Origin of the sequence: Microbacterium sp. ZW T5_45 (assembly GCF_044987415.1) — a bacterium.
GTDB lineage: Bacteria > Actinomycetota > Actinomycetes > Actinomycetales > Microbacteriaceae > Microbacterium.
In genome coordinates this window covers 85,455-109,385 of record NZ_JBJDRJ010000007.1, presented here as the reverse complement: position 1 = coordinate 109,385, position 23,931 = coordinate 85,455, and the positions used below count along the sequence as shown (strand labels likewise).

The window sequence follows — 23,931 nt, the reverse complement described above, 5'->3', positions numbered from 1 at the left end:
GGTGCATGACGCACTCGGGCAATCCTTTCGGACAGGTTCTCGTCGCGCTGGTCACTCCGATGACCGCCGACGGTGAAGTCGACTGGCCCGCCGTGGAGAAGCACATCGACGACGTCATCACCGCAGGAGCGGATGGCATCGTCGTCACGGGCACCACCGGCGAGACCTCGACCCTGACGGACCCCGAGAAGCTCAAGCTCGTAGAGGTGGGCAAGTCGGTGTCAGCGGGGCGGGCCAAGATCATCACGGGCGGCGGCTCCAACGAGACGGCGCACGCGATCGAGCTGTACAAGGCCAGCGAGAAGGCCGGCGCCGACGGCATCATGATCGTCACCCCGTACTACAACAAGCCCACTCAGGCCGGCATCCTCACGCACTTCCGCCTCGTCGCCGACGCCACCGACCTTCCGGTGATCGCCTACGACATCCCCGGACGCACCGGCGTGCCGATCAAGTACGAGACGCTGCTCCGTCTCGCGAAGCACCCGAACATCCTCGCGGTGAAGGACGCCAAGGGCGACTTCTCCGAGGTGAGCCGCGTGCTGAACCAGACCGATCTCATGTACTTCTCCGGCGACGACGCCAACGTGCTGCCGCACCTCGCGATCGGCGCGACCGGACTCATCGGCGTCACGGCGAACATCGCCTCGGCGCCGTACCGCACGATCATCGACGCGGTGAACCGTGGCGATCTCGCGACGGCCACGGCGGAGCACCAGCGCCTCGAGCCGCTCGTCCGCGCAGTGATGACGCACGTTCCCGGCACGGTCGCGGCGAAGTACATCCTGCACGGCCTCGGCCGCATCTCCAGCCCGCGGGTGCGACTGCCGCTGGTTGGCCCGGAGGAGTGGGAGGCCGCCCTGATCGAGGACGAGCTCGCTCTCGTGAAGGACATCCCCGGCGCCGATTTCTCGAACTTCCGACCCGACCGCAACGCGGCCGCGGGCGGCGCCCTGCCGAAGGTGCACGGTACGACGCGCTGAGACGCGTCCCATGAACGACCGGACGCGCGGAGTGTCCGACTGAGGAGACGAAACATGTCCATCCCCCTCGCCGATCCGGCACCCCTCGCAGACGGCACCCTCCGGGTGATCCCTCTCGGGGGTCTCGGAGAGATCGGCCGCAACATGACGATCTTCGAGTACGACGGCAAGATCCTCATCGTCGACTGCGGCGTGCTGTTCCCTGAGGAGCACCAGCCGGGCGTCGACCTGATCCTGCCCGACTTCGAGCCGATCAAGGACCGCCTCGACGACATCGTCGGCGTCGTGCTCACCCACGGTCACGAGGATCACATCGGCGCCGTCCCCTATCTGCTGCGTCTGAAGAGCGACATCCCGGTGATCGGCTCCGGTCTGACGCTCGCCCTCGTCGAGGCGAAGCTCAAGGAGCACCGGATCAAGGCGTTCACGCTCACGGTGCAGGAAGGACAGCGCGAGCAGGTCGGCCCGTTCGACCTCGAGTTCGTCGCGGTGAACCACTCCATCCCCGACGCTCTCGCGGTCGCGATCCGCACCCCCGCCGGCCTCGTGCTGGCGACCGGTGACTTCAAGATGGACCAGTTGCCGCTCGACGGCCGCATCACCGACCTGCGCGCGTTCGCCCGCCTCGGCGAGGAGGGCGTCGACCTGTTCCTCGTCGACTCGACCAACGCGGACGTGCCGGGATTCACCCCGACCGAGCGCTCGATCGGCCCCGTGCTGGATCAGGTGATCGGAAAAGCCCCTCGTCGGGTCATCGTGGCGAGTTTCTCCAGCCACGTGCACCGGGTGCAGCAGGTCATCGACGCCGCGGCGGCCCACGGGCGCCGGGTGGCGTTCCTCGGCCGCAGCATGGTGCGCAACATGACGATCGCCGAGCAGCTCGGATATCTCAAGGTGCCCGCAGGCGTGCTCATCGATTTCAAGAAGGCCCGCGACCTGCCCGATGAGCAGGTCGTCTATATGTCGACGGGGTCGCAGGGCGAGCCGATGGCCGTGCTCAGCCGCATGGCCAACATGGATCACGCGATCGAGATCAGCGAGGGCGACACGGTCATCCTCGCGTCGAGCCTGATCCCCGGCAACGAGAACGCGGTGTACCGCGTGATCGATGGACTCACCAAGCTCGGCGCGCACGTGGTGCACAAGGCGAACGCGCGCGTGCACGTCTCCGGGCACGCGGCGGCGGGCGAATTGATCTACTGCTACAACATCCTCAAGCCGAAGAACGTCCTGCCGGTGCACGGTGAGTACCGTCACCTCACCGCGAACGCGAAGCTCGCGCAGGACACGGGAATCGCGGCGGAGCGCACCCTCATCGCATCCAACGGCACCGTGATCGATCTCAAGGACGGTGACACGAGCATCGCCGGGCAGCTCGACATCGGCTTCGTCTACGTGGACGGCTCCACGGTCGGCGGGATCACGGATGCCGATCTCAAGGACCGTCGCATCCTCGGCGAGGAGGGCTTCGTCTCGATCATCGTCGTCGTCGACGCCGCGACGGGTCGGATCATCTCGGGTCCCGAGATCCACGCCCGTGGCATCGCCGAGGACGACGCCGTGTTCGACGACGTGGTTCCGAAGATCGTGGCGGCGCTGAAGGAAGCCTCGGGCAACGGCGTCCGCGACACGCATGCGCTGTCTCAGGTCGTTCGCCGCACGATCGGGCGCTGGGTCAACCAGAAGCTCCGTCGTCGTCCGATGATCGTGCCGCTCGTGATCGAGGCTTGAGTCCCGTGAGTCCGTCCGTCGTCATGCATCCGTAACGACACGGGCGTACGCTCGGCGCATGTCGGACGATTTCGTGCTCAGAGCAGCGGCGCAGGGGGACGGCGGCTTCCTCGGCGACATGGTCGTCGAAGCCGCGAACTGGCGTGCGGGTGCGGCGCGACCGAGACACGAGATCCTCTCGTCCCTCGAACACCGGCGCTACGTCGCCGGCTGGATGCGTCCGGCGGACGCCGGCGTCGTCGCGATGGATTCCGACGGGCGTCCGGTCGGCGCGGCCTGGTTCCGGATGCTGTCCCAGGACGAGCCGGGCTTCGGCTTCATCGAGACGGCTGTGCCCGAGCTCATCATCGGGGTGCATCCGCTCTGGCGGGCACGCGGCGTCGGCCGCACGCTGCTGAGAGGCCTCCTCGACGAAGCACGCGTGCGCGGTCATCGTCGGGTGAGTCTCAGCGTCGAGCAAGACAACTTCGCTCGGACCCTGTACCGTTCGGAGGGATTCGTCGTCGTCGGCTCGGACGTCGGCCGAGACACGATGGTGCGTCGTCTCGGCTAGCCGGGATCCACGCAAAAGCCGCGTCATTACGCGGCAATGTCGGCTGCGGGTCGTAACGTGAGACGCATGGTCAGGAGCACCACGAAGTCCGAGCGTGCGTCGCAGAGCACGACGTCGCGCCCGAAGGGGCAGACGGCTCCGAAGCGACAGGCGGCTCCGAAGGCACCGGCCGCGCCGAAGAAGTACATCGACGAGCGCGACCGGCCGTCCGTGGGCGTCCGTGCCTGGAACGGGCTCTCGCACGCTGTGGGCGGTCTCTTCCGCGCCTTCGGGCCGGAGACCCTCGAGAAGGACGACCGGCGCGACGGATTCCCCTTCCTGCTCGTGCTGCTCGCCATCGCAGGTGCGGTGGACGAGTGGTTCTTCATCGGCAATGAGATCGCCACGAACATCAGCGCCTACTCGGTCGGTCTGCTGGTCGGGCGAGTCGCCTTCGTGATGCCGGTCCTCCTGCTCCTGCTCGCGGGATGGCTGTTCCGGCATCCGTCCTCGGTCCACGACAACGGCCGCATCGGGATCGGGTTCGGTCTGTTCGCGATCGCGATGGCGGGATTCTGCCATGTCGCAGGCGGCCTGCCGCAGCCCAAGGAGGGCATGGTCGCGCTGAGCGCGGCCGGCGGTCTCTTCGGATGGATGCTCGGTCAACCCCTCAGCTACCTGACCGCCGTGCCAGCGTACATCGTGCTCGGACTCGTCGCAGGTCTCAGCCTGCTCATCCTCACCAAGACGCCGCCGAACCGCATCGGCCAGCGTCTGGGCGACCTGTACGCGTGGATGTTCGACGCCGAGCGCACGGAGAAGTCCGCCGCGCCGACCGAGTCGATCGCCGAGGAGGACAAGAGCGACGACCCGGATGTGCTGCCCTGGTGGCGACGCAACAAGACCGGGCGCGAGGAGGATCCCGACGACGGCGGTCTCGACTCCGACGACATCACGGCGCTGCTCACCACGAGCGAGCCGACCCCGGCCTACGACAAGGCCATCACCGTCGTCGATCCCTACGAGGCGGCCACGGAGGTTCTCTCCGAGGTCCGTTCTGTCGCGGATTCCCTCGCCGAGCAGCAGTCGACCGCGCTGCTCGGCGACTCCGACACCGGCGAGATACCCGAGTTGCCGGGACTCGACGGCTTCGGCACTGATGGCCCAGGAGACGGCGGCCCGCAGGCGCCGGTCGTTCCCTACATCCTCCCGTCACCGGGGATCCTCGCCGACGGTCCGCCCTCGGTAGCCCGTTCCGAGGCGAACGACCGCATCGTCGAGCAGATCACGAGCGTGCTGTCGCAGTTCAACGTCGATGCCAAGGTGACCGGATTCTCGCGCGGCCCGACGGTGACGCAGTACGAGGTCGAGGTCGGGCACGGCGTCAAGGTCGAGAAGATCCTGCAACTGAGCAACAACTTCGCCTACGCGGTCGCCTCCAATGATGTGCGAATCCTCTCGCCGATCCCCGGCAAGAGCGCGATCGGCATCGAGATCCCCAACACCGATCGCGAGACGGTCGCCCTCGGCGACGTCCTGCGATCGCCTGCAGCGCAGAAGAACACGCATCCGCTGACGATCGGCGTGGGCAAGGATGTCGGGGGCAACTTCGTCACGGCGAACCTCGCGAAGATGCCCCACCTGCTCGTCGCAGGATCCACGGGGTCGGGTAAGTCCAGCTTCGTCAACTCGATGATCACCAGCCTGCTGATGCGGGCGCGTCCGGCCGACGTGCGCATGGTGCTCATCGATCCGAAGCGTGTCGAGCTCACCAGCTACGCCGGCGTGCCGCACCTGATCACTCCCATCATCACCAACCCCAAGAAGGCGGCGGAGGCGCTGCAGTGGGTCGTGAAGGAGATGGACATGCGATACGACGACCTCGCGTCGTTCGGATTCCGTCACATCGACGACTTCAACCGTGCCGTCCGCGCCGGCGAGGTGCAGGTCCCCGTCGGCAGCGAGCGGGTGCTGAAGCCCTATCCGTACCTCCTCGTCGTGGTCGATGAGCTCGCCGACCTCATGATGGTGGCGCCGCGAGACGTCGAGGACTCGATCGTCCGCATCACGCAGCTCGCTCGCGCATCCGGCATCCACCTGGTCCTCGCGACGCAGCGTCCCAGCGTCGACGTGGTCACGGGCCTGATCAAGGCCAACGTGCCCTCGCGACTCGCGTTCGCCGTGACGAGCGTCACCGACAGTCGCGTCATCCTGGACTCACCGGGAGCTGACAAGCTCATCGGCCAGGGCGATGCGCTCTTCTCGCCGATGGGCACGTCGAAGCCGTTCCGGCTGCAGGGTGCATGGGTCGACGAGAAGGAGATCGAGGCCGTCGTCAAGCACGTGACCCGTCAGGCCCGGCCGGAATACCGCTCCGACGTGCAGGAGGCGATGGATCCGGCGAAGAAGAAAGAGGTCGACGAGGACATCGGCGACGATCTCGAGTTGCTGCTCGCGGCGGCCGAACTCATCGTGTCGTCGCAGTTCGGCTCGACCTCGATGCTGCAGCGCAAGCTCCGGGTCGGCTTCGCGAAGGCCGGCCGCCTCATGGATCTGCTCGAGTCCCGCGAGATCGTCGGTCCGTCCGAGGGGTCCAAGGCGCGGGACGTGCTGGCCACGGCGGAGCAGCTCCCTCAGGTGCTGGCGAAGCTGCGCGGTGAGGACGTTCCGCAGGCATCGCCTGCCGCTTCGCCGGCGCCGTCGGCGATGCAGGTGGATGCCGTCGCCGAGCGCGACCCCATCGAGGCGCAGTTCGACGGGCTCCCGGTCGTCGAGGCCGAGGGCGATGACGACGCCTGGGGCCTGACGGGGCGCGACTGATGGGCATTCCCCGGCAGCTCCCCAACGCGATCACCGTGGCGCGGATCCCGCTGGCAGTGATCTTCTTCGTGCTGTTGCTCGTCGGCGGCACGTACGGCGACGACGGTCTCGGCATCCGCTGGGCGGCCGCCGCCCTGTTCATCGTCGCGATATCGACGGACTGGGTCGACGGCTACCTCGCTCGACGGTTCGACATCGTCAGCGACTTCGGCAAGCTGTGGGACCCGATAGCAGACAAGCTCCTCACCGGCGCGGGTTTCATCGGTCTCGCGATCCTCGGTGAAGTGCAGTGGTGGATCGTCGCGGTGATCCTCGTGCGCGAGTGGGGGATCACCGTGCATCGTCTCATGATCGTGAACGAGCATGTCGTCGCCGCCGCGTGGATGGGCAAGCTCAAGACCGCAGTGCAGGGCGTCGCGCTGTCGTGGGCTCTGCTTCCGCTGCACGTCGTCATCGGCCTCCCCGCGTGGACGATCGTCACTGCAGTCCTGATGGTGGCGGTCCTCGTCCTCACGGTCGTGAGCGGCGTCGACTACATCGTCGCGCAGGTTCGCGGATCCCGAACTCGGGCATGACCACCGCGTCGGACGTCCGCGAGCTGCTCGTGCAGCGCGACTGGACGCTCGGCATCGCCGAGTCGCTCACCGGAGGTGCAGTCTGCGCGGAGTTCGTCTCGGTTCCCGGCGCCTCTGCGGTTCTCCTCGGCGGGGTCGTCGCATACGCCACGCCCGTCAAGCACACTCTGCTAGGCGTCGACGCCGGGCTTCTCGAGGAATTCGGGCCCGTGCACCCCGAGGTCGCCGCGCAGATGGCCGGGGGAGTGCGCGCAGCAGTGGCAGTGGACGGACGCGCCGCTGACGTCGGACTGTCGACCACCGGGATCGCCGGGCCGGACTCGCCGGACGGACAGCCGGTCGGCACCGTCCACGTGGGCGTCGCGACGCCCGATCGGATCGTCTCGCGTGCGTTCCTCTTCGCCGGCGACCGCGCGGACGTGCGCCGACACGCTGCGGCGGCCGCCCTCGGCACGCTGCTCTCGGTGCTCGCGGAATAGCCGGAGCCGGGAGCGGGTTGATATGGATGTGCTCACATTCAAAGCACAGAGTGAAAAGGTAGATTCTGTGGCAGTTGGTCGTATTAGACTGGCGTTCCCGTCGGGCCGTGGCTCGACGATCCGGATTGGGAGGAGGTTCCGATGATTCTCGTACGACAGGAGATCGGCGACGTGCTGAGGGACTTCCGTCTCCAGAAGGGGCGCACTCTGCGCCAGGTCGCCAGTAAGGCATCGGTCGCACTCGGCTATCTCAGCGAGGTCGAGCGTGGTCAGAAAGAGGCGTCGAGCGAGATCCTCGCGTCCGTCGCGGACGCTCTCGACGTGCCGATCTCGACCATCATGCGCGAGGTCGGCGACCGCATCTCGGTTCTCGAGGGCCTCCAGGTCTTCCCGGACGTCGTTCCTGACGAGCTGGTCGCGTCGATCGAGCCGCAGCTCTCGTTGCGCTGACCGGGTCTTCCGGTTCTCATGCGCCGTAGTGAGTTCCTGCGCGCCGTCGACGCGGAGTTCGATGGACGTGCGTCGTCCCTCGTGAACGACCTCGTGCTCGCGACGCTGTCCGGGAGGACGGCGTCGCAGGCGCTTGACGACGGGGTCCCGCCGCGAGAGATCTGGCTCGCGCTGTGCGCGGCGGCGGACGTGCCGCTCGAGCGACGCCACGGAGCAGGCCGGTTGGAGCCCCGTCGAGGCTGAACCCGGTGTTCGAGTCGTGCGTGACTGCGACACGCCGTTGCATCGCCAATGTCGAAGATGTGTTCGATGAGGCGTAGTGTTCTGCACAACTGGTTCGGAGACGTGCTTCTTCACCGTTTCCGGGATCTCCGATGCAATGTCGGAGGCCCCGCCTACGGTGAAGACATGGCCACCGAGTCATACGCCTTGTCGGAGAGTCACCCCAACCGGGGGAGGCCGCGACAGCCTACAGGCGGCATCACGCGAGCAGAAGGAACACATCATGCCCTCAACCGCAGACCGCGAGAAGGCCCTCGAGTCGGCCCTCGCCCAGATCGACCGCCAGTTCGGGAAGGGCTCGGTCATGCGACTGGGCAGCGACGAGCGTGCACCGGTCGAGGTCATCCCCACCGGTTCCATCGCCCTCGACGTCGCTCTCGGCGTCGGCGGACTGCCGCGGGGTCGCATCATCGAGATCTACGGTCCGGAGTCGTCGGGTAAGACGACTCTCACGCTCCACGCCATCGCGAACGTCCAGCGTGCCGGCGGCATCGCCGCCTTCGTCGACGCCGAGCACGCGCTCGACCCCGACTACGCGGCGAAGCTGGGTGTCGACATCGACCAGCTGCTCGTGTCGCAGCCCGACACGGGTGAGCAGGCGCTCGAGATCGCCGACATGCTGATCCGTTCGGGGGCGATCGACCTCGTCGTGATCGACTCGGTCGCAGCACTCGTGCCCCGTGCCGAGATCGAAGGCGAGATGGGCGATTCGCACGTCGGTCTTCAGGCGCGACTGATGTCGCAGGCGCTCCGAAAGCTCACGGGTGGCTTGAACCAGACCAAGACCACGGCGATCTTCATCAACCAGTTGCGTGAGAAGATCGGCGTCTTCTTCGGCTCGCCCGAGACGACCGCCGGTGGTAAGGCTCTCAAGTTCTACGCCTCCGTGCGACTGGACATCCGTCGCATCGAGACGCTCAAGGACGGCACCGAGGCCGTGGGAAACCGCACCCGCGTCAAGGTCGTCAAGAACAAGATGGCTCCGCCGTTCAAGCAGGCCGAGTTCGACATCCTCTACGGCATCGGCATCTCCCGCGAGGGCAGCCTGATCGACTTCGGAGTCGACCACGGCATCGTCAAGAAGTCCGGATCCTGGTACACGTACGACGGTGACCAGCTCGGACAGGGCAAGGAGAACGCCCGCAACTTCCTGATCAAGAACCCCGACATCGCGCTCGCGATCGAGACGCAGATCAAGCAGAAGCTCGGCATCGCCGGGGCCAGTGACGCTCCGGCCGACGAGCTCGCCGAGCGCCGCCCGGCCTGACAATGATCCATCGCGGCCGTCCGTGAGAGCTCGCTCTCTCGCGGACGGCCGCTGTCATCTCCCGGAGGAGTGGAACAGTGCAAGAGTCCGATCATGTCGCCCCGATCATCCCGCTCTTCGGAGCAGCGAAGCAGCCCGCGACGCGCGCGGACGCGTTCAGCGACGATGCCGTAGGGGATAACCCCCCAGAGGACGACGCCGTAGAGGACGATGCCGTAGGGGCCCCGTCCTCGCCGGCTGTGGTCTCCGACGCCTCGCTCCCCGCAGAGCGCAAGGCAGCCGACGGCGGGTGGAGATCCACGTGGGCTGCACCGACCGGGACGACGCGCTCGGGTCGGTCCGCGGCAGACGCCGTCGGACGAGATCACCCGGCAGGCGGAGCGCCCGGGCGTCGACCGGTGAGACTGCGTGCGCTGAAGGGGCCCGGTGATGAGCAGTCCTCTGCGGAGAACGTGCTCGATGTCGAGACGGTGCGTCAGGCCGCGGAGGCGCTGCTGGTGCGCAAGCTCCGCAGCAGGTCGCTGTCGGAGTCGGAGGCGCGAGCGATCCTGCGAGGTTTCGATCTCGAGGGTCACCGCCTCCCGGGCGAGGGCATCGACGATGTGATCGATGACTTCTGCCGTCGCGGCTACCTCGACGACGCGACTCTGGCGAGTCTGCTGGTGACATCGGGTGTCGAGCGAAAGGGGCAGGGACGCACGGCGCTCGCCCGGTTGATGGCGCAGCGAGGCATCCCTCGAGAGACGATCGATGCCGCTCTGGAAGACGTGCCCGACGACGATTACGAACGCGCCCTCGAGTTCGCGCGGAGCAAGATGCGCTCTCTCGGACGCTTCGATGCCGAGACCGCGAAGCGGCGGCTGTCCGGGCAACTCGCACGTCGGGGGTATCCCGGTGGCGTGGTGTCGTCGGTTCTCAGAGCCGTCGTCGCGGAGAACTACTCCGCTCGCCCGTCATCCGGCGTCCGTTTCGAATGACGGTCTTCGCCTCGGAGCGCTCTCGACAGGGAGAGCGCTCCGAGGTGAGGACGGTCGACATCGATGGTGTGGCCGAGCTCATCCCGCGGGGAAGGTCGGCGCGTCACCGCCGGAGGGGAATCCTCCCGAAGGGAAACCGCCGGAGAAGTCTCCACCGGGGAAGGAGCTGTCGGTGGAGCCACCGAGACCCGTGAGACCCGTGCTGGTCTCGTCGTCGCTCGTGATCACCTGATCGAGGTCCGCGAGGACGACGACATCACCCTCCTCGAGACCATCGAGGATCTCCGTCCGTTCCGAGCCGACCGCACCCAGCGACACGGAGACCTGCTGTGCAGTGCCGTCCTGAAGGACCGTGACCGTCGCTGAGGAGCCGGATCGGGTGATCGCCGATGTGGGGACGGTCAGCACTCCTGACGCGTCCGACAGATCGACCTCCAGGTTCGCCGTCGCCCCGATCCGGGGAGAGTCGTCGGCGTCCACGGCGACGGTGACCGTGTACGAGGGCGTGGACGTCTCGGAGACGTTCAGCACCCCGATCGACGACACCTCGCCGGTGTAGGTCGAGTCGAACGCGGGCAGAGAGACCTCAGCGGTCTGCCCGGTTGCGACCTTCGCGATCTTGCTGAGCGAGACCGTCGTCTCGACGACGTAGCCGCCGTCGCTCTGCACGGTGATCACGGCGGAATCGGATGCGGCGGACACGCTGTCGCCGGCGGCGAGGGACACCTGGACCACCGTGCCACTGATCGGCGTGGTCAGCGACGCGAAGGTGACGTTCTGCTGCGCGATCGCGAGCTGCGCCTCTGCGAGGTCGATCGCGGCCTGATCCGCGAGGATCTGCTCCGCTGTGACGGTGCCGGGCGCGCCGGCGACGCCGGAGGCTTCGGCTCCGATGGTCGACGATGCTCCCGACGGCGAGGATGTCGTGGTGCCGGAGCCGCTGCTCGCGGTCGTGTCGGGCGCCGTCGATGACGCCGCCGAATCCGCTGCGGAGCTCGACGCGCTCCCGGAGGTCTGCGACGTCGAGGCAGCACTTCCGGCGCCTGAATCCGCGGTCAGAAGCACCTGGAGCGCTGCGACCTTCTCGTTCAGCGCTGTCGCGGCATCCGTCAGTGCGGTGTTCGCCGACGCAGTCGCGGTCTGCGCATCCTGTGTCGCGGACACCGCGGCCTGGCACTCGCTCAACCGCCCCTGTGCGCTCTCCAGTGCCGCCTGCAGGGCGGCGGCCTGATCGGTGCCGTCCGACGAGGTGTCGTCCGTGCCCGTTCCCTCGGCGTTCGTGTCTCCGGTGCTCCCGTCCGCCGGGGTCGTGCCGTCGACGCTGCCCTCCTCCGGGGAGGTGTCCGTGGCATCCGGTGCCGAGCCCTCACCATCGGAGTCGCTCACGGTGAGCGTCGCGGAGAGGAAGGGCGCGCAGATCTCCTGCGCCTGTACGAAGGCGGTCGTCGACGCGTCGCCGGCGGCCGTCGTCGCGTCGTACTGCGCGAGCAGCGTCTGCTGCGCCTCGGAGACCGCGCGAGCGGCATCCGCTGTCGCGGAACCATCCGCCCCACTCCCACCCGACCCGTTCTGCGACGTGCTCGGAGTCTCGGACGAGCCGGAGGTCGACGACGTCCCCGCGGACCCGGTCGATCCGCTGGACGGTGCCGACGACGTGCCGGAGGTGTCCGACGTGCTGGAGATGCTCGCCGTTCCCGATGCCTGGGCGTCGAGGGCGTCCTCGAGCGTCTGCTCGGCGCTGGCGACCGCGTCCTCGGCCGACGTCACGGCGTCGTCGAGGTCTGTGCCGTCGAGCGTGGCGAGCTGTTGGCCGGCCTCGACGGTGTCGCCCAGGACGACCTGCACCTCGGAGACGGTTCCGGCCACCTGGAAAGCGGCGTCGACTGAACTGCTCGATGCGAGCTGTCCGCTGAGCGCGAGGGTCTCCGACACGTCGGCGACCTCGGCCTCCGCCGTCCGGTAGTTTCCGGAGTCGCTCTGCGTCGCCGCGTACACGGCACCCGATACGGAGGCCAGGACGACCGCCGTAGCGGCGGCACCTGCGATCACACGGTTGCGGCGCGAACCGAACACGGCACGCGCGCCGACGCCGAGGCGACGCGACAAGGGAGCGCGCGCTTCCGGATCCGGCTCGCCCTGATTCACGTCGTGATGTTTCAGGTCGTCGAACAGGTCGTCGTCACTCATTCGTCGCCTCCCTGATCCATGACGCCCGGAGCGCCGCCGCCCGGGAACCCGCCGAATCCCGTGCTGCACTCGCCGTTCTCGTCGGCATCCGACAGCGACAGCGACGTCGCGTCATATCCGCCCGCGTCGTCCGCCTCGCCCGCGGCCGTCACGCAGAGTCCCGTGGCGATGTCGGCGGTCGTCGCTGCCACCGTCCCGGTCGCCGTCGTATCCGCGGTGACGGTGATGTCGGTCGTCGTGGTCTCGGCGTCGTCTCCGAAGCCCGTGGATTCGACCGTGAGGACGCCATCGGCCACGGCCGTCACCGTTCCGCTCGTGAATCCGCCGAAGCCGCCTCCTTCTCCGCCGGGGAAGCCCTCGGCGTCAGCGGAGCCGTCGGGCGCGCCGCTGGGCATATCGGTCGGCATCGCCTCGGGTCGCTCGCCGTCGGTCGGCATACCCGCGCTGTCTCCTCCGGGGAAGCCGCCGCCACCGCCGAGCGAGCACGTGCCGTCGTCGGCAGCATCCGTGACCGTGATCGACCTGGCCGTCGTGCCGTCCTCGTCGGTGATCGCGGTCACGCACGAGCCGACCGTGATCGTCGAGGTGTCGATCGTGACGCTCTTGGTCACGGTCGTCTCGTCGGTGTAGCGGACCGCGGTCTGCGCGTCGGAACTCTGCACCTGCAACAGCCCGTCCTCTGCGGAGGCGATGAGGCCGCTGACCCCCGATGGCGTCCTCGGAGTCTGTGCGGCATCCGTCGTGGACTGCTCGGTCGAGGTGGGCTCCGGGTCTGCGTTCGCGGCTGCGCAGCCGGCGAGCAGCATCCCTCCGGTGAGGAGCAGCGAGGAGGCGAGCACGAGGGATCGCAGTCGGGAGGATGTGGAGAGTGTCATGAACGGTGTCCTTTCGAAGGAGGTGTCATTCGCTGCGGAGAGCATCGATGGGAACGAGCCGTGCGGCTCGCGTGGCGGGGTAGACCCCGAAAGTGAGGCTGATGGCGACCGCGACCCCGAGTGCCACGAACACGATGGGCACCGAGACGACGACCGAGCTGCCGATGATGCCCGGCAGCAGCCAGGCGACGACGATGCCCAGGACCGCGCCGACCAGACCTCCGCCGAGGCCGAGCACCGCGGCCTCGAGGAGGAACTGGTTGCGGATCGCTCCCGGTGGGGCTCCGAGCGCCTTGCGCAGTCCGATCTCCCGAGTGCGTTCGGTGACGGAGACGAGCATGATGTTCATCACTCCGATGCCACCGACCAGCAGCGACAGCGCGGCGACCCCGGCGAGCAGCACGGTGAGCGTCTGGTAGATCGAGGTGGCGGTGCTGACGAGAGCATCCTGGCTCTCGAGCGTGAAGTCGGCGCTGTCGGCGTCGGTGATGCCGTGAACGTTCAGCAGGATCGACTCGACCTCCTGATAAGCGGCCGACAGCACCTCGTCGGACGCGGACTTCACGTAGATGGTGTTCACGGCCGACGCTGTGGTGCCTCCCATCACGGTGCTCGCGGCGGTCGTCAGCGGGATGATCGCGGCGTCGTCGAGGTTCGTCGACGAACTCGACCCTGCGGATTCGAGGACGCCGATGATCTCGAAGCTCGATCCGTCGATCGTCACGGACTGTCCGACGACGTTCGTCGTGCCGAACAGTTCGTCGGCGGTCTCGGAGCCGAGAACCACGACGCTCGCACTGGTCGAATAGTCCTCCTCGCTGAAGAACTCGCCGACGGCCGGCTCACGGGAACGGACCTCGGGCCATGAGGTCGTCGTCGCGGTGACGGTCGTCGTCCAGTTCGTGTCGTTCGCCACGAGCGACAGCGACGACGTCTTCTCCGGCGCGACGCTCTGCACGTCGGGGGCCGCGATCTCGGAATCCAAGGCCTCGGCGTCGGACGCGGTCAGCGTGGTCGACGTGCCGAATCCGCCTCGCACGCCGCTGGAGTCCGTGCTGGAGCCGGGGGAGACGATCAGGAGATTGCTGCCGAGGGAGCTGATCTCCTCGCTCACGTCCTTCTGCGTGCCGAGGCCGAGGCCGACGGTCACGACGACCGCGGCGACTCCGACGAGGATGCCGAGAACCGTCAGCAGGGAGCGCAGGGTGTGCGAACGGATGGCGTGCCACGCGGTGGCGAGCGTCTCCGACCAGTTCATGCCGTCACCTCGTCATCGTGGATCATGCCGTCGCGGACGAGCGCGACGCGTCCGGAGCGCTCCGCGACCTCGAGCTCGTGCGTGATGAGGACGATGGTGCGCCCCGAATCGTTCAACTCGTCGAGGAGTCCGAGGACGTCCGCGGTGGACTGCGAGTCGAGGTTTCCGGTCGGCTCATCGGCGAGGATCATGGTCGGGTCGCCGACGAGCGCCCGCGCCACGGCGACGCGCTGCTGCTGCCCTCCGGAGAGTTCGCTGGGTCGATTCGCGAGCCGCTCGCCGAGGCCCACGCGCCGCAGGGCCGCCTCCGCGCGATCCCGGCGCTCCTCCTTCCCGATGCCCGCGTAGACGAGCGGCAGCTCGACGTTGCGCAGAGCCGACAGGGAGGGAAGCAGGTGGAACTGCTGGAAGACGAACCCGATCCTTCGGTTGCGCACCCGCGCGAGGGTCGTCTCGGTCAGTTCTGCGACATCCTCGCCGCCGAGTCGATAGGAGCCGGAGGTGAGCACGTCGAGGCACCCCAGGATGTTCATCAGCGTGGACTTCCCCGAGCCGGAGGGCCCCATGATCGCGAGGTACTCGCCCTCGTCGACGCGGAGGTCGATGCCGCGCAGCGCCTCGAACTCGATGTCGCCGGTGCGGTAGGTCTTGCGCGCATCGATCAGCTCGATGACCGCGTCCCCGTCGGAGGGACGGCCGGCTCGGGGATCATCGTCGACGAGGATGCCGCTCATTCGGCGCCTCCCTGTCCGCCGGGCATCTGACCCGTTCCGCCGCCGGGGAAGCCTCCGGTGCTGTCGCCGCCGGGGAAGCCTCCGGTGCTGTCCCCACCGGGGAAGCCTCCGGTTCCGGTGTTGCCTTCGCCCGGAGTGAAGCTCGCCACCACGATCTCGTCGCCTTCGGCTATGCCGGAGAGGATCTCGGTGTACTGACCGCTCGACTCGCCGACCTCGACGGTCACCTCGGACTGCGCGCCGTCCGCGTCCACGACGGTGACCGTGCTCGTTCCGTCGGTCGTCGTCACCGCCGCCGACGGCACGGCGAGAACGTCCGTGCGGCGCTCGTAGACGATCGAGCCGGTGAGGGATATCCCGTCGAAGAGGCCCTCGCCATCGCCCGTGATGGTGATCGTCGCGGGGTACTGAGCGGAACCGCTCGACGTGCTGGGTAGCAGACCCACCTCGGAGACTGTGCCGAAGTACTCGTTGCCGTCGTCGTCGGTGAGCTCGACCTGCTGGCCGACCTGCACGTTCGCGACATCCGTCTCGCCGACCGAGACGTCCAGGCTCCATGATGTGGTGCTCACCAGGGTGAAAGCGCTGCTGCTCGTCGTGCTCGACGAGGACCCGGAGCTGCTCGACGTGGAGCCGGGAGTGGCCGCTCCGCCGGAGGATCCGGTCGATGAGGCGGGACTCGAGCTCGACGCGGACGACGATCCGCTCACTCTGTCGCCGACGGCGACGCCGACGCTGGTGATGAGGCCGCCGGCGGGGGCGACGAGCATGGCGTCCGACATCGCGGTGTTCGCCGCGTCCACGCTCGACTGTGCGACGTCGACGGCGGCGGATGCGGCGTTGATGCGAGCATCCGAGGAATCGGCGTCCTCGGCATCCGCCAGGGTCGCCTGCGCCTCCGCGAGGGTGGCCTTCGCGTCGAGCAGGTCGGCTTCGAGCTGGAGCGTGTCGACGGTTGCGAGCACATCGCCCGCGGCGACCGTCTGGCCGGCGGTGACATTGACCGCGGTGACCGTGCCGGAGACGGCGAACGCGATGTCCTCCTGCACAGCGGGTGTCACGGTTCCGCTGGCGTCCACTGTCTTCTCGAGGGTCCGCAGGCTCGCGGTGGTGGTCTGGGTGATGGTCTCGCCGGCCGTGTCCTGCGAGGGGAGCAGAAAGGCGAACACCCAGATCGCCACTGCTGCGACGGTCAGGGCGGCGGCAGCGGTGATGATCTTGGTGCGCCGCCGGAAGCGTGCGAGAAAGGTTCGAGCGCTCATTGCGGCGTCGTCTCCTGTCGGGTGTGCGGGTGGAGGGCGCCCGGAGGCGCGGCAGGTCAACGTGGTCGACGCTAGGGATCGCGATGATGCGATTCGTAAGGGGAGATGATGATCTGCTTATGAACTCTGTGGAGACGCCTGAGCGGATCGGACGGACGGCGAACGTAGAATCGAGGGATCATGACTACTCCGCGCAGTGAACCGACGATCATCTCCGCGTCGTCGGCAGCAGTGGACCTCGATGGGCGTCAGCGTACGTACGAGGTCCGCACCTTCGGGTGCCAGATGAACGTCCACGACTCCGAGCGCCTCTCCGGCTCCCTCGAGAGTGCCGGCTACGTGCGAGCCGACATCGGCGACGAGGCCGACGTCGTGATCATCAACACCTGCGCGGTCCGCGACAACGCCGCGGGGAAGCTCTACGGCACGCTGGGCCAGCTCGCCGCGGTCAAGCGCCGCAAGGACGGCATGCAGATCGCGGTGGGCGGATGTCTCGCGCAGATGGACAAGCAGGCCGTGTTGGACAAGGCACCGTGGGTCGACGTCGTCTTCGGCACCCACAACATGGGCTCGCTCCCCGGCCTTCTCGAGCGGGCGCGCCACAACGGCGATGCCGAGCTCGAGATCCTCGAGTCCCTCGAGGTCTTCCCCTCGACGCTGCCGACCAAGCGCGACTCCGCACACAGCGGGTGGGTGTCGATCTCTGTGGGCTGCAACAACACCTGCACGTTCTGCATCGTCCCGAGCCTGCGGGGCAAGGAGAAGGACCGTCGCCCCGGCGATATCCTCAACGAGATCCGGCTGCTCGTGGAGGACGGCGCGATCGAGGTCACGCTGCTCGGCCAGAACGTGAACTCCTACGGCGTCGAGTTCGGCGATCGTCTCGCGTTCGGCAAGCTCCTGCGTGCGACCGGTGAGATCGAGGGTCTCGAGCGCGTCCGCTTCACCAGCCCCCATCCGGCGGCCTTCACGGACGATGTCATCGACGCGATGGCCGAGACGCCCAACGTGATGCCGCAGCTGCACATGCCTCTGCAGTCGGGAAGCGACCGCATCCTCAAAGCGATGCGACGCTCGTACCGCAGCGAACGCTTCCTCGGCATCATCGAGAAGGTGCGCGCGCGCATCCCGAACGCCGCGATCACCACGGACATCATCGTGGGCTTCCCCGGCGAGACCGAGGAGGACTTCCAGGACACCCTGCGTGTGGTCGAGCTGTCCCGGTTCTCCGGTGCCTTCACGTTCCAGTACTCGATCCGCGAGGGAACTCCGGCGGCGACGATGGAGGATCAGATCCCCAAGGAGATCGTCCAGGACCGGTACAACCGTCTCATCGCCCTGCAGGAGCGGATCTCGCTGGAGGAGAACCAGAAGCAGGTCGGCCGAGAGGTCGAGCTCATCGTGTCGGTCGGCGAGGGCAAGAAGGATGCCGAGACCCACCGTCTCACGGGACGCGCGAAGGACAACCGTCTCGTGCACTTCGAGGTCACCGCCGGTTCCGAGCATCCGCGCCCGGGCGATGCGGTGACGGTGAGGATCACGCACGCAGCTCCGTTCCACCTGCTCGCGGACGACCCGACCGGTGCGCCGCTGCGCATCCGGCGGACGCGCGGGGGCGACGCCTGGGATCGTTCGCAGGCCGAGTCGTGCGCGGTGCCGACGCCGGCATCGGACGGCACACCACGGGCGGTCTCGCTGGGTCTGCCGACCCTGCGCGTGGGAGTGTGACCCGACCTCGCCTGTGGGCGGTCGTCGGTGCGACGGGCACGGGCAAGAGCGACCTCGCCCTCGATCTCGCCGAGCGTCTGCGCGAGCGAGGCAACCCCGCCGAGATCGTCAACGTCGACGCGATGCAGCTGTATCGCGGGATGGACATCGGCACGGCGAAGCTCTCGCCCTCCGAGCGTCGCGGCATCCCGCACCATCTCTTCGACGTGCGCGAGGTCGCCGAGGAGGCTGCGGTCGCCTGGTACCAGCCGCTGGCGCGCGAGACCATCTCGGGCATCCACGCACGTGGGGGTGATGCGATCCTCGTCGGCGGGTCTGGTCTGTACGTCTCGAGCGTCGTGTTCGACTTCCGGTTCCCGCCGAGGGATGCCGAGATCAGGGCGAGACTCGAGGCAGAGCTCGAGGCGCACGGGGCCGCGGCATTGCTCGGTCGGCTTCGGGCCGCCGATCCTGAGACCGCCGCCAGGGTCGACCCGCACAACGGACGTCGCATCGTCCGTGCTCTCGAAGTCATCGAGCAGGGCAGCGCGACCCACGGGGCGGTTCTTCCCGAGACGCCGCAGCTCTGGTACCCGCGCACCCGTCTCATCGGCGTGCACGTGGACAGACCCGAGCTGGTGGAACGTCTCGATGCGCGGGTGGTGCGGATGTGGGCCGCCGGCCTCGTGGACGAGGTCAGGGCGCTTCGTGAGCACGGACTCGAAAGCGGTGTCACGGCGCGTCGCGCGATCGGCTACGCGCAGGCGCTGGCGCAGCTCGACGGCCGATCGAGCGAGGCCGAGGCCATCGCCGAGACCCAGGCGCTCACCCGTCGATACGCCCGCAGGCAGGTGTCGTGGTTCAAGCGCTACCCGGGCCTGGAATGGCACTCCGCTCCCGTCGACGCTGAGCGGTTGCTCGCGGACTGATCGATGTCGGTGGCCCCTGAGAGCATGCCAGCATGACGACGATCTTCTACACGGCTTCCAGCCTCGATGGTTTCATCGCGACCGACGACCATTCGCTCGACTGGCTGCTGTCCCAGGACATCGACGAGAACGGGCCGATGGCATACCAGGCGTTCGAGACGCGCGTCGGCGCTCTCGCGATGGGCGCATCGACCTACGAGTGGGTGATGCGCCACGAGGAGGGGCGCTGGGGCTATGCGCAGCCGACGTGGGTGTTCACGCATCGCGATCTGGTGCTGCCGGACGGCGCCGACGTGCGGCTCACCCACGACGACGTGCGTGCGGTGCACGAGCAGATGACGCGCGCCGCAGCGGGCGCGGATCTCTGGGTCGTGGGAGGCGGTGACCTCGCCGGACAGTTCGCGGACGCCGGACTGCTCGACGAGGTTTGGGTGCAGTTCGCACCGGTGACGCTGGGGTCGGGGGCGCCGCTGCTGCCGCGCGCTCTCGATCTCGAACTGCTCGAGGTCGCCCGCAATCGCGCGTTCCTCTGCGGACGGTATCGCGTGGTCTCCGGTGAAAAGGGAGAGCCCGTAGAGTCGACGGAATGACGTGGATGCTGCGACCGTTCCGGAACGATGACATCGAGCCGGTCGTGCGGCTCTGGGAGCAGGCGGGCCTGACCCGTCCGTGGAACGACCCTCGGGCTGACATCCGACGCAAGCTCGAGGTGCAGCCGGAGCTCTTCCTCGTGGCGGAGACCGAAGCGGGACCCGACGCGGAGGCGAAGGTGGCCACGGGCGACGGCGGCATCGTCGGCAGCGTCATGGCCGGCTACGACGGGCATCGCGGATGGCTGTACTACCTCGCCGTCGCCGAGTCACACCGCCGACAGGGCGTCGCCCGCGCGCTGGTGACCGAGGCGGAGCGGCTGCTGCTCGGGATGGGGTGCCCCAAGGTGCAGTTGATGGTGCGCGGGGGCAACGAGAAGGTCCTCGGTTTCTACGATGCGCTCGGCTATGAGCGCTTCGACGTCTCGAACACCGGCAAGCGTCTCATCGCCGACGCATAGCGACGCTTCCCTAGACTGGAGAGCATGGTCGCATTCACCAAGGGACACGGCACCGGCAACGACTTCGTCATCATCGCCGATCCCGACGGAGAGCTCGAGCTCTCGGCCGAGCAGGTCGCCGCGCTGTGCGATCGCCACTTCGGCATCGGCGGAGACGGCATCCTGCGCGTCGTGCGTTCGGCGTCCCTCCCTGACGGTGCTGCCGCCCTCGCTGAGGAACCCGACGCCGAGTGGTTCATGGACTATCGGAATGCGGACGGCTCGATCGCCGAGATGTGCGGCAACGGCATCCGGGTCTTCGCCCACTATCTGGTCCGTTCCGGTCTGGCTGTGATCGAGCCGGGATCGACCCTCCCGATCGGTACTCGCGCCGGCGTGCGCGACGTGACCCGCAGCGAGACCGGGTACCAGGTCGATCTCGGGCTCTGGAAGCTGACCGGCGCCGATCCGCTGGTCACCGCGGACGGTCTCGAGGTCACGCGTCCGGGCCTGGGCATCGACGTGGGGAACCCGCACGTCGTGGTGGCGCTCGCCTCGGAGAGTGAGCTGTCCTCGCTGGATCTGCACCGTACGCCGCGGCTGGAGCCGGCCCTTCCTGCCGGGGCGAACGTGGAGTTCGTCGTCCCCGGCGAGCCGCTCGTGCGTGACGGCGTCGGACACGTGAGCATGCGGGTGTCGGAGCGTGGTGTCGGCGAGACCCTCAGCTGCGGCACGGGTGTCGCGGCAACCGCCCTCGCGGTGAGGTACTGGGCGGGGGAGAAGGCACCCAACAACTGGCGTGTCGAGGTGCCGGGCGGCACGCTCGGCGTGCGCATGTTCCCCGCTGAGGACGGCGAGCATGTCGCGCTCTCGGGTCCGGCCACGCTGGTCTTCCACGGCGAGGTCGACCTGATCTGATGTCCGATGAGGATGCCGTCGAACTCGTGATCTTCGACTGCGACGGTGTTCTCGTCGACAGTGAACGCCTCTCGATCGAGCTCGATCGTCGCGTGCTCGCGGAACTCGGCTGGAGCCTCACGCACGATGAGATCCTGCATCGGTTCGTCGGGCGTTCGTCCGCGCACTTCCGTGCCGAGGTCGAGGCGCATCTGGGGCATCACCTCGCCGACGACTGGGAAGAGCCCTACCTGCCCTGGTACACCGAGGTCTTCGACCGGGAGCTGCAGGCCGTCGACGGCATCATCGAGGCACTCGACGCGATCGTGCTGCCGATCTGCGTGGCATCCAGCGGTTCCCATGCGAAGATCCGACGCAATCTCGGCCTCACCGGACTGCTGACACGCTTCGAGGGTCGGATCTTCAGCGCCGACGATGTACCCGAGGGCAAGCCCGCTCCCGATCTCTTCCTGCACGCTGCGCGGAGTCTCGGCGTCGAACCGTCACGATGTGTCGTGATCGAGGACAGCCGATTCGGCATCGCCGCGGCCCGTGCGGCCGGAATGCGGGCTTTCGGCTATGCGGGCGGTCTCACTCCGTCGGAATGGCTGGAGGGCGAGGGGACCAGCGTGTTCACCGATATGCGTTCGCTCGCAGGGATGTTGAGCCCACGGGACTGATCGCTCTCAGGCGAGCGAGATGGGCTCGGTCGGCGGGCTGCCGTGCTTGCGCACCTTCAACACCCGATATCCCTTGCCCGTCGCGGTGCGGTGCACGCTGTAGCCCGGGTGGAAGGTCGAGCCGATCCACCGCTGCAGCGAGTCCGCACCGAGGTTGCGCTGCACCACCAGCCATGCGTCACTGCGCTCGTCGAGGCGCGGGATCCACCGCTCGAGGAGGCCGTGCAGCTCGTTCTTGCCGACCCGGATGGGCGGATTCGAACGGATCGTGCGGAACGTGACGCCATCGGGAACATCGTCGGGCAGAACCGCGTTGACATTAGTGAGACCCAGGGAAGCCGCGTTGCGGCGCACGAGATCGAGAGCACGCTCGTTGACATCCACGGCCCAGACGGTCGCGTGGGGCGAACTCAGCGCCATCGACAGCGTGATGGGACCCCATCCGCTGCCGAGGTCGAGAAGGTCGCCTCCCGGTGGCACCGGAGGCGTGTTGGCGAGGAGGACTGCGGTTCCGGCATCGAGACGGTCCGGGCTGAAGATGCCACCTGCGGTGGTCAACTCGAGATCGCGGCCCGCGAGCGACACTCTGATCGTCCGCAGGTTCTCGGGGCTTGCCGGGGTCGCAGAGAAGTAGTGGTCGGACCCCATACCGGGAGCGTACCGGAGAGTGCGGGCTAAGGTTAAGGCTCCGACTCGACCAGAGACAAAGGAACGGATGACGGAAATCACCACACCCCCCACAGACGACGACGCAGTCGACCGCGTTCTCGCGAATGCGGACCGCCGGACCGAGGTCCGCGTATTCGGGGCGGCACAGGCGCTGCAGGATGAATCCACCGCAGCGCATAGCAGGGCGGACGGCGATCAATGGGATCTCGAGGACCGGCACGCACTGCGCCGTGTCGGCGGACTCTCGACCGAGCTCGAGGATGTCACCGAGGTCGAGTACCGCCAGCTGAGGCTCGAGAACGTCGTGCTCGTCGGCGTGTATCCGCAGGGATCGCAGGAGGATGCCGAGAACTCGCTCCGCGAGCTCGCAGCGCTCGCGGAGACCGCGGGTGCCGTCGTCCTCGACGGCGTGCTGCAGCGGCGACCGCACCCGGATGCGGCGACGTACATCGGACGAGGCAAGGCGCAGGAGCTCAAAGACATCGTCGCTGCGACCGGCGCCGACACGGTCATCGCCGATACGGAGCTCGCTCCCAGCCAGCGGCGTGCCCTTGAGGACGTCGTCAAGGTCAAGGTCATCGACCGGACCACAGTGATCCTCGACATCTTCAGCCAGCACGCGAAGAGTCGAGAGGGCAAGGCCCAGGTCGAGCTCGCCCAGCTCGAGTACCTCCTCCCGCGACTGCGCGGATGGGGTGACTCGATGAGCCGTCAGGCCGGCGGTCAGGTCGGCGCCGGCGGTGCAGGTATGGGTTCGCGCGGACCGGGTGAGACGAAGATCGAGCTCGACCGACGCCGTATCCGCACGAAGATGGCGCTGCTGCGCAAGCAGATCCGCGACTTCGGTCCCGCGCGTGAGGCGAAGCGTGCCGAGCGCAAGCGCAACACGATCCCCTCCGTCGCGATCGCCGGGTACACGAACGCCGGCAAGTCGAGTCTGTTGAACGCTCTCACGAGCGCGGGCGTACTCGTCGAGAACGCCCTGTTCGCAACGCTCGACGCCACCGTGCGACGCACCGAGACGTCCGATGGTCGGGTGTTCACGCTGACCGACACCGTCGGGTTCGTGCGCAATCTGCCGCATCAGCTGGTCGAGGCGTTCCGTTCGACGCTGGAAGAGGTCGGTGATGCCGACGTCGTGCTCCACGTGGTCGACGGATCCCATCCGGACCCGGCCGGACAGCTGCAGACCGTGCGCGACGTGATGGGCGATGTCGGCGTGCGGGATCTGCCGGAGATCGTGGTCTTCAACAAGGCCGATCTCATCGATGACGGCGAACGGCTCGTTCTGCGCGGCCTTGTCCCATCGGCGCATTTCGTCTCGTCGCGATCCGGTGAGGGAATCGCCGAGTTGCGTGCTGCGGTCGAAGAGGCGCTTCCGAAGCCTGCCGTCGAGGTGAACGTCGTGATCCCTTACGACCGGGGCGATCTCGTCGCGGCGATCCACGAGACGGGGATGCTGCTCTCGGTCGAGCACCGTGAGGCGGGCACCGCCGTGCATGCGCGTGTGTCGGAGCGGCTCGCGGCCGAGCTCGCGGACTTCGACTCGGCTGCGTGACTTCACAGGGTGACCCCGCGGTGCGGCCTCGTTCGCGCGGCCGCGCCGC

Annotated in this window: 23 protein-coding genes; 17 read left to right on the top strand and 6 right to left on the bottom strand. The window is 67.9% G+C overall.

All coding sequences use genetic code 11. The features are described from left to right. The first annotated feature begins 5 nt into the window (after positions 1-5). The 10 genes from dapA (at position 6) to ACI3KS_RS05435 (ending at position 10,096) form a co-directional block, all read left to right on the top strand. The gene (dapA, locus tag ACI3KS_RS05480) at positions 6-983 is read left to right on the top strand and encodes a 4-hydroxy-tetrahydrodipicolinate synthase (protein WP_404916025.1); all 978 of its coding nucleotides are present in this window, start codon (positions 6-8) and stop codon (positions 981-983) included. A gap of 54 nt (positions 984-1,037) precedes the next feature. Next, positions 1,038-2,714 (top strand): ribonuclease J, encoded by a 1,677-nt coding sequence (locus ACI3KS_RS05475; protein WP_404916023.1) that lies wholly within the window; start codon positions 1,038-1,040, stop codon positions 2,712-2,714. Between the two features lie 58 nt (positions 2,715-2,772). Next, entirely contained in the window at positions 2,773-3,267 is a 495-nt protein-coding gene (locus ACI3KS_RS05470; RefSeq protein ID WP_404916021.1) for a GNAT family N-acetyltransferase, read from the top strand. 66 nt (positions 3,268-3,333) lie between these two features. Next, a complete protein-coding gene (locus ACI3KS_RS05465; protein WP_404916019.1) occupies positions 3,334-6,066 on the top strand; it encodes a DNA translocase FtsK in 2,733 nt (910 codons plus the stop codon). Further along, positions 6,066-6,641, top strand: a complete 576-nt coding sequence (gene pgsA, locus ACI3KS_RS05460) for a CDP-diacylglycerol--glycerol-3-phosphate 3-phosphatidyltransferase (protein ID WP_404916017.1) — start codon at positions 6,066-6,068, stop codon at positions 6,639-6,641. The genes ACI3KS_RS05465 and pgsA overlap by 1 nt, the downstream gene beginning before the upstream one ends. Further along, positions 6,638-7,120 (top strand): CinA family protein, encoded by a 483-nt coding sequence (locus ACI3KS_RS05455; protein ID WP_404916015.1) that lies wholly within the window; start codon positions 6,638-6,640, stop codon positions 7,118-7,120. Before pgsA ends, ACI3KS_RS05455 begins: the two co-directional genes overlap by 4 nt. A 141-nt stretch (positions 7,121-7,261) precedes the next feature. Then, on the top strand, positions 7,262-7,570 hold the full coding sequence (locus ACI3KS_RS05450; protein WP_404916013.1) for a helix-turn-helix domain-containing protein: 309 nt from the start codon (positions 7,262-7,264) through the stop codon (positions 7,568-7,570). Between the two features lie 18 nt (positions 7,571-7,588). Further along, positions 7,589-7,813, top strand: coding sequence for a DUF3046 domain-containing protein (locus ACI3KS_RS05445; protein ID WP_404916011.1), 225 nt, complete (start codon positions 7,589-7,591; stop codon positions 7,811-7,813). Between the two features lie 262 nt (positions 7,814-8,075). Beyond that, on the top strand, positions 8,076-9,119 hold the full coding sequence (gene recA, locus ACI3KS_RS05440; protein WP_404916009.1) for a recombinase RecA: 1,044 nt from the start codon (positions 8,076-8,078) through the stop codon (positions 9,117-9,119). Positions 9,120-9,196: 77 nt separating this feature from the next. Then, positions 9,197-10,096 carry a regulatory protein RecX gene (locus ACI3KS_RS05435; RefSeq protein WP_404916007.1) on the top strand — a complete coding sequence of 300 codons (900 nt, stop codon included), beginning with the start codon at positions 9,197-9,199 and terminating at the stop codon, positions 10,094-10,096. A gap of 78 nt (positions 10,097-10,174) precedes the next feature. Here ACI3KS_RS05435 and ACI3KS_RS05430 read toward each other — a convergent pair whose 3' ends face one another. From ACI3KS_RS05430 to ACI3KS_RS05410, 5 genes are read right to left on the bottom strand one after another with little or no spacing between them, the layout of a single operon-like run. Further along, entirely contained in the window at positions 10,175-12,283 is a 2,109-nt protein-coding gene (locus ACI3KS_RS05430; RefSeq protein WP_404916005.1) for an HlyD family efflux transporter periplasmic adaptor subunit, read from the bottom strand. Next, entirely contained in the window at positions 12,280-13,158 is an 879-nt protein-coding gene (locus ACI3KS_RS05425) for a hypothetical protein (protein WP_404916003.1), read from the bottom strand. The genes ACI3KS_RS05430 and ACI3KS_RS05425 overlap by 4 nt, the downstream gene beginning before the upstream one ends. A 25-nt stretch (positions 13,159-13,183) precedes the next feature. Then, positions 13,184-14,416 (bottom strand): ABC transporter permease, encoded by a 1,233-nt coding sequence (locus tag ACI3KS_RS05420; protein WP_404916001.1) that lies wholly within the window; start codon positions 14,414-14,416, stop codon positions 13,184-13,186. Then, a complete protein-coding gene (locus tag ACI3KS_RS05415) occupies positions 14,413-15,150 on the bottom strand; it encodes an ABC transporter ATP-binding protein (protein WP_404915999.1) in 738 nt (245 codons plus the stop codon). Before ACI3KS_RS05415 ends, ACI3KS_RS05420 begins: the two co-directional genes overlap by 4 nt. Continuing rightward, complete coding sequence (locus ACI3KS_RS05410; protein WP_404915997.1) at positions 15,147-16,412, bottom strand: efflux RND transporter periplasmic adaptor subunit; 1,266 nt, start codon at positions 16,410-16,412, stop codon at positions 15,147-15,149. The genes ACI3KS_RS05415 and ACI3KS_RS05410 overlap by 4 nt, the downstream gene beginning before the upstream one ends. A gap of 180 nt (positions 16,413-16,592) precedes the next feature. On the opposite strand from ACI3KS_RS05410, the gene miaB reads away from it, so the two are divergent. From miaB to ACI3KS_RS05380, 6 genes are read left to right on the top strand one after another with little or no spacing between them, the layout of a single operon-like run. Beyond that, on the top strand, positions 16,593-18,140 hold the full coding sequence (gene miaB, locus ACI3KS_RS05405) for a tRNA (N6-isopentenyl adenosine(37)-C2)-methylthiotransferase MiaB (RefSeq protein WP_404915995.1): 1,548 nt from the start codon (positions 16,593-16,595) through the stop codon (positions 18,138-18,140). Then, on the top strand, positions 18,137-19,048 hold the full coding sequence (gene miaA / locus ACI3KS_RS05400) for a tRNA (adenosine(37)-N6)-dimethylallyltransferase MiaA (RefSeq protein ID WP_404915993.1): 912 nt from the start codon (positions 18,137-18,139) through the stop codon (positions 19,046-19,048). The genes miaB and miaA overlap by 4 nt, the downstream gene beginning before the upstream one ends. 32 nt (positions 19,049-19,080) lie before the next feature. Beyond that, positions 19,081-19,638: a dihydrofolate reductase family protein gene (locus ACI3KS_RS05395; protein ID WP_404915991.1), complete on the top strand. Its 558-nt coding sequence runs from the start codon at positions 19,081-19,083 to the stop codon at positions 19,636-19,638. Continuing rightward, positions 19,635-20,099, top strand: a complete 465-nt coding sequence (locus ACI3KS_RS05390) for a GNAT family acetyltransferase (RefSeq protein WP_404915989.1) — start codon at positions 19,635-19,637, stop codon at positions 20,097-20,099. Before ACI3KS_RS05395 ends, ACI3KS_RS05390 begins: the two co-directional genes overlap by 4 nt. A 24-nt stretch (positions 20,100-20,123) precedes the next feature. Further along, a complete protein-coding gene (dapF, locus tag ACI3KS_RS05385; RefSeq protein WP_404915987.1) occupies positions 20,124-20,996 on the top strand; it encodes a diaminopimelate epimerase in 873 nt (290 codons plus the stop codon). Then, positions 20,996-21,655, top strand: coding sequence for an HAD family hydrolase (locus tag ACI3KS_RS05380; RefSeq protein ID WP_404915985.1), 660 nt, complete (start codon positions 20,996-20,998; stop codon positions 21,653-21,655). Before dapF ends, ACI3KS_RS05380 begins: the two co-directional genes overlap by 1 nt. Before the next feature lie 6 nt (positions 21,656-21,661). Here the strand turns inward: ACI3KS_RS05380 and ACI3KS_RS05375 are convergent, their stop codons facing one another. Then, entirely contained in the window at positions 21,662-22,303 is a 642-nt protein-coding gene (locus ACI3KS_RS05375; RefSeq protein ID WP_404915983.1) for a class I SAM-dependent methyltransferase, read from the bottom strand. 244 nt (positions 22,304-22,547) lie between these two features. Here ACI3KS_RS05375 and hflX point away from each other — a divergent pair, with 244 nt between their 5' ends. Further along, positions 22,548-23,882, top strand: coding sequence for a GTPase HflX (hflX, locus tag ACI3KS_RS05370; protein ID WP_404916097.1), 1,335 nt, complete (start codon positions 22,548-22,550; stop codon positions 23,880-23,882). Positions 23,883-23,931: the final 49 nt, after the last annotated feature.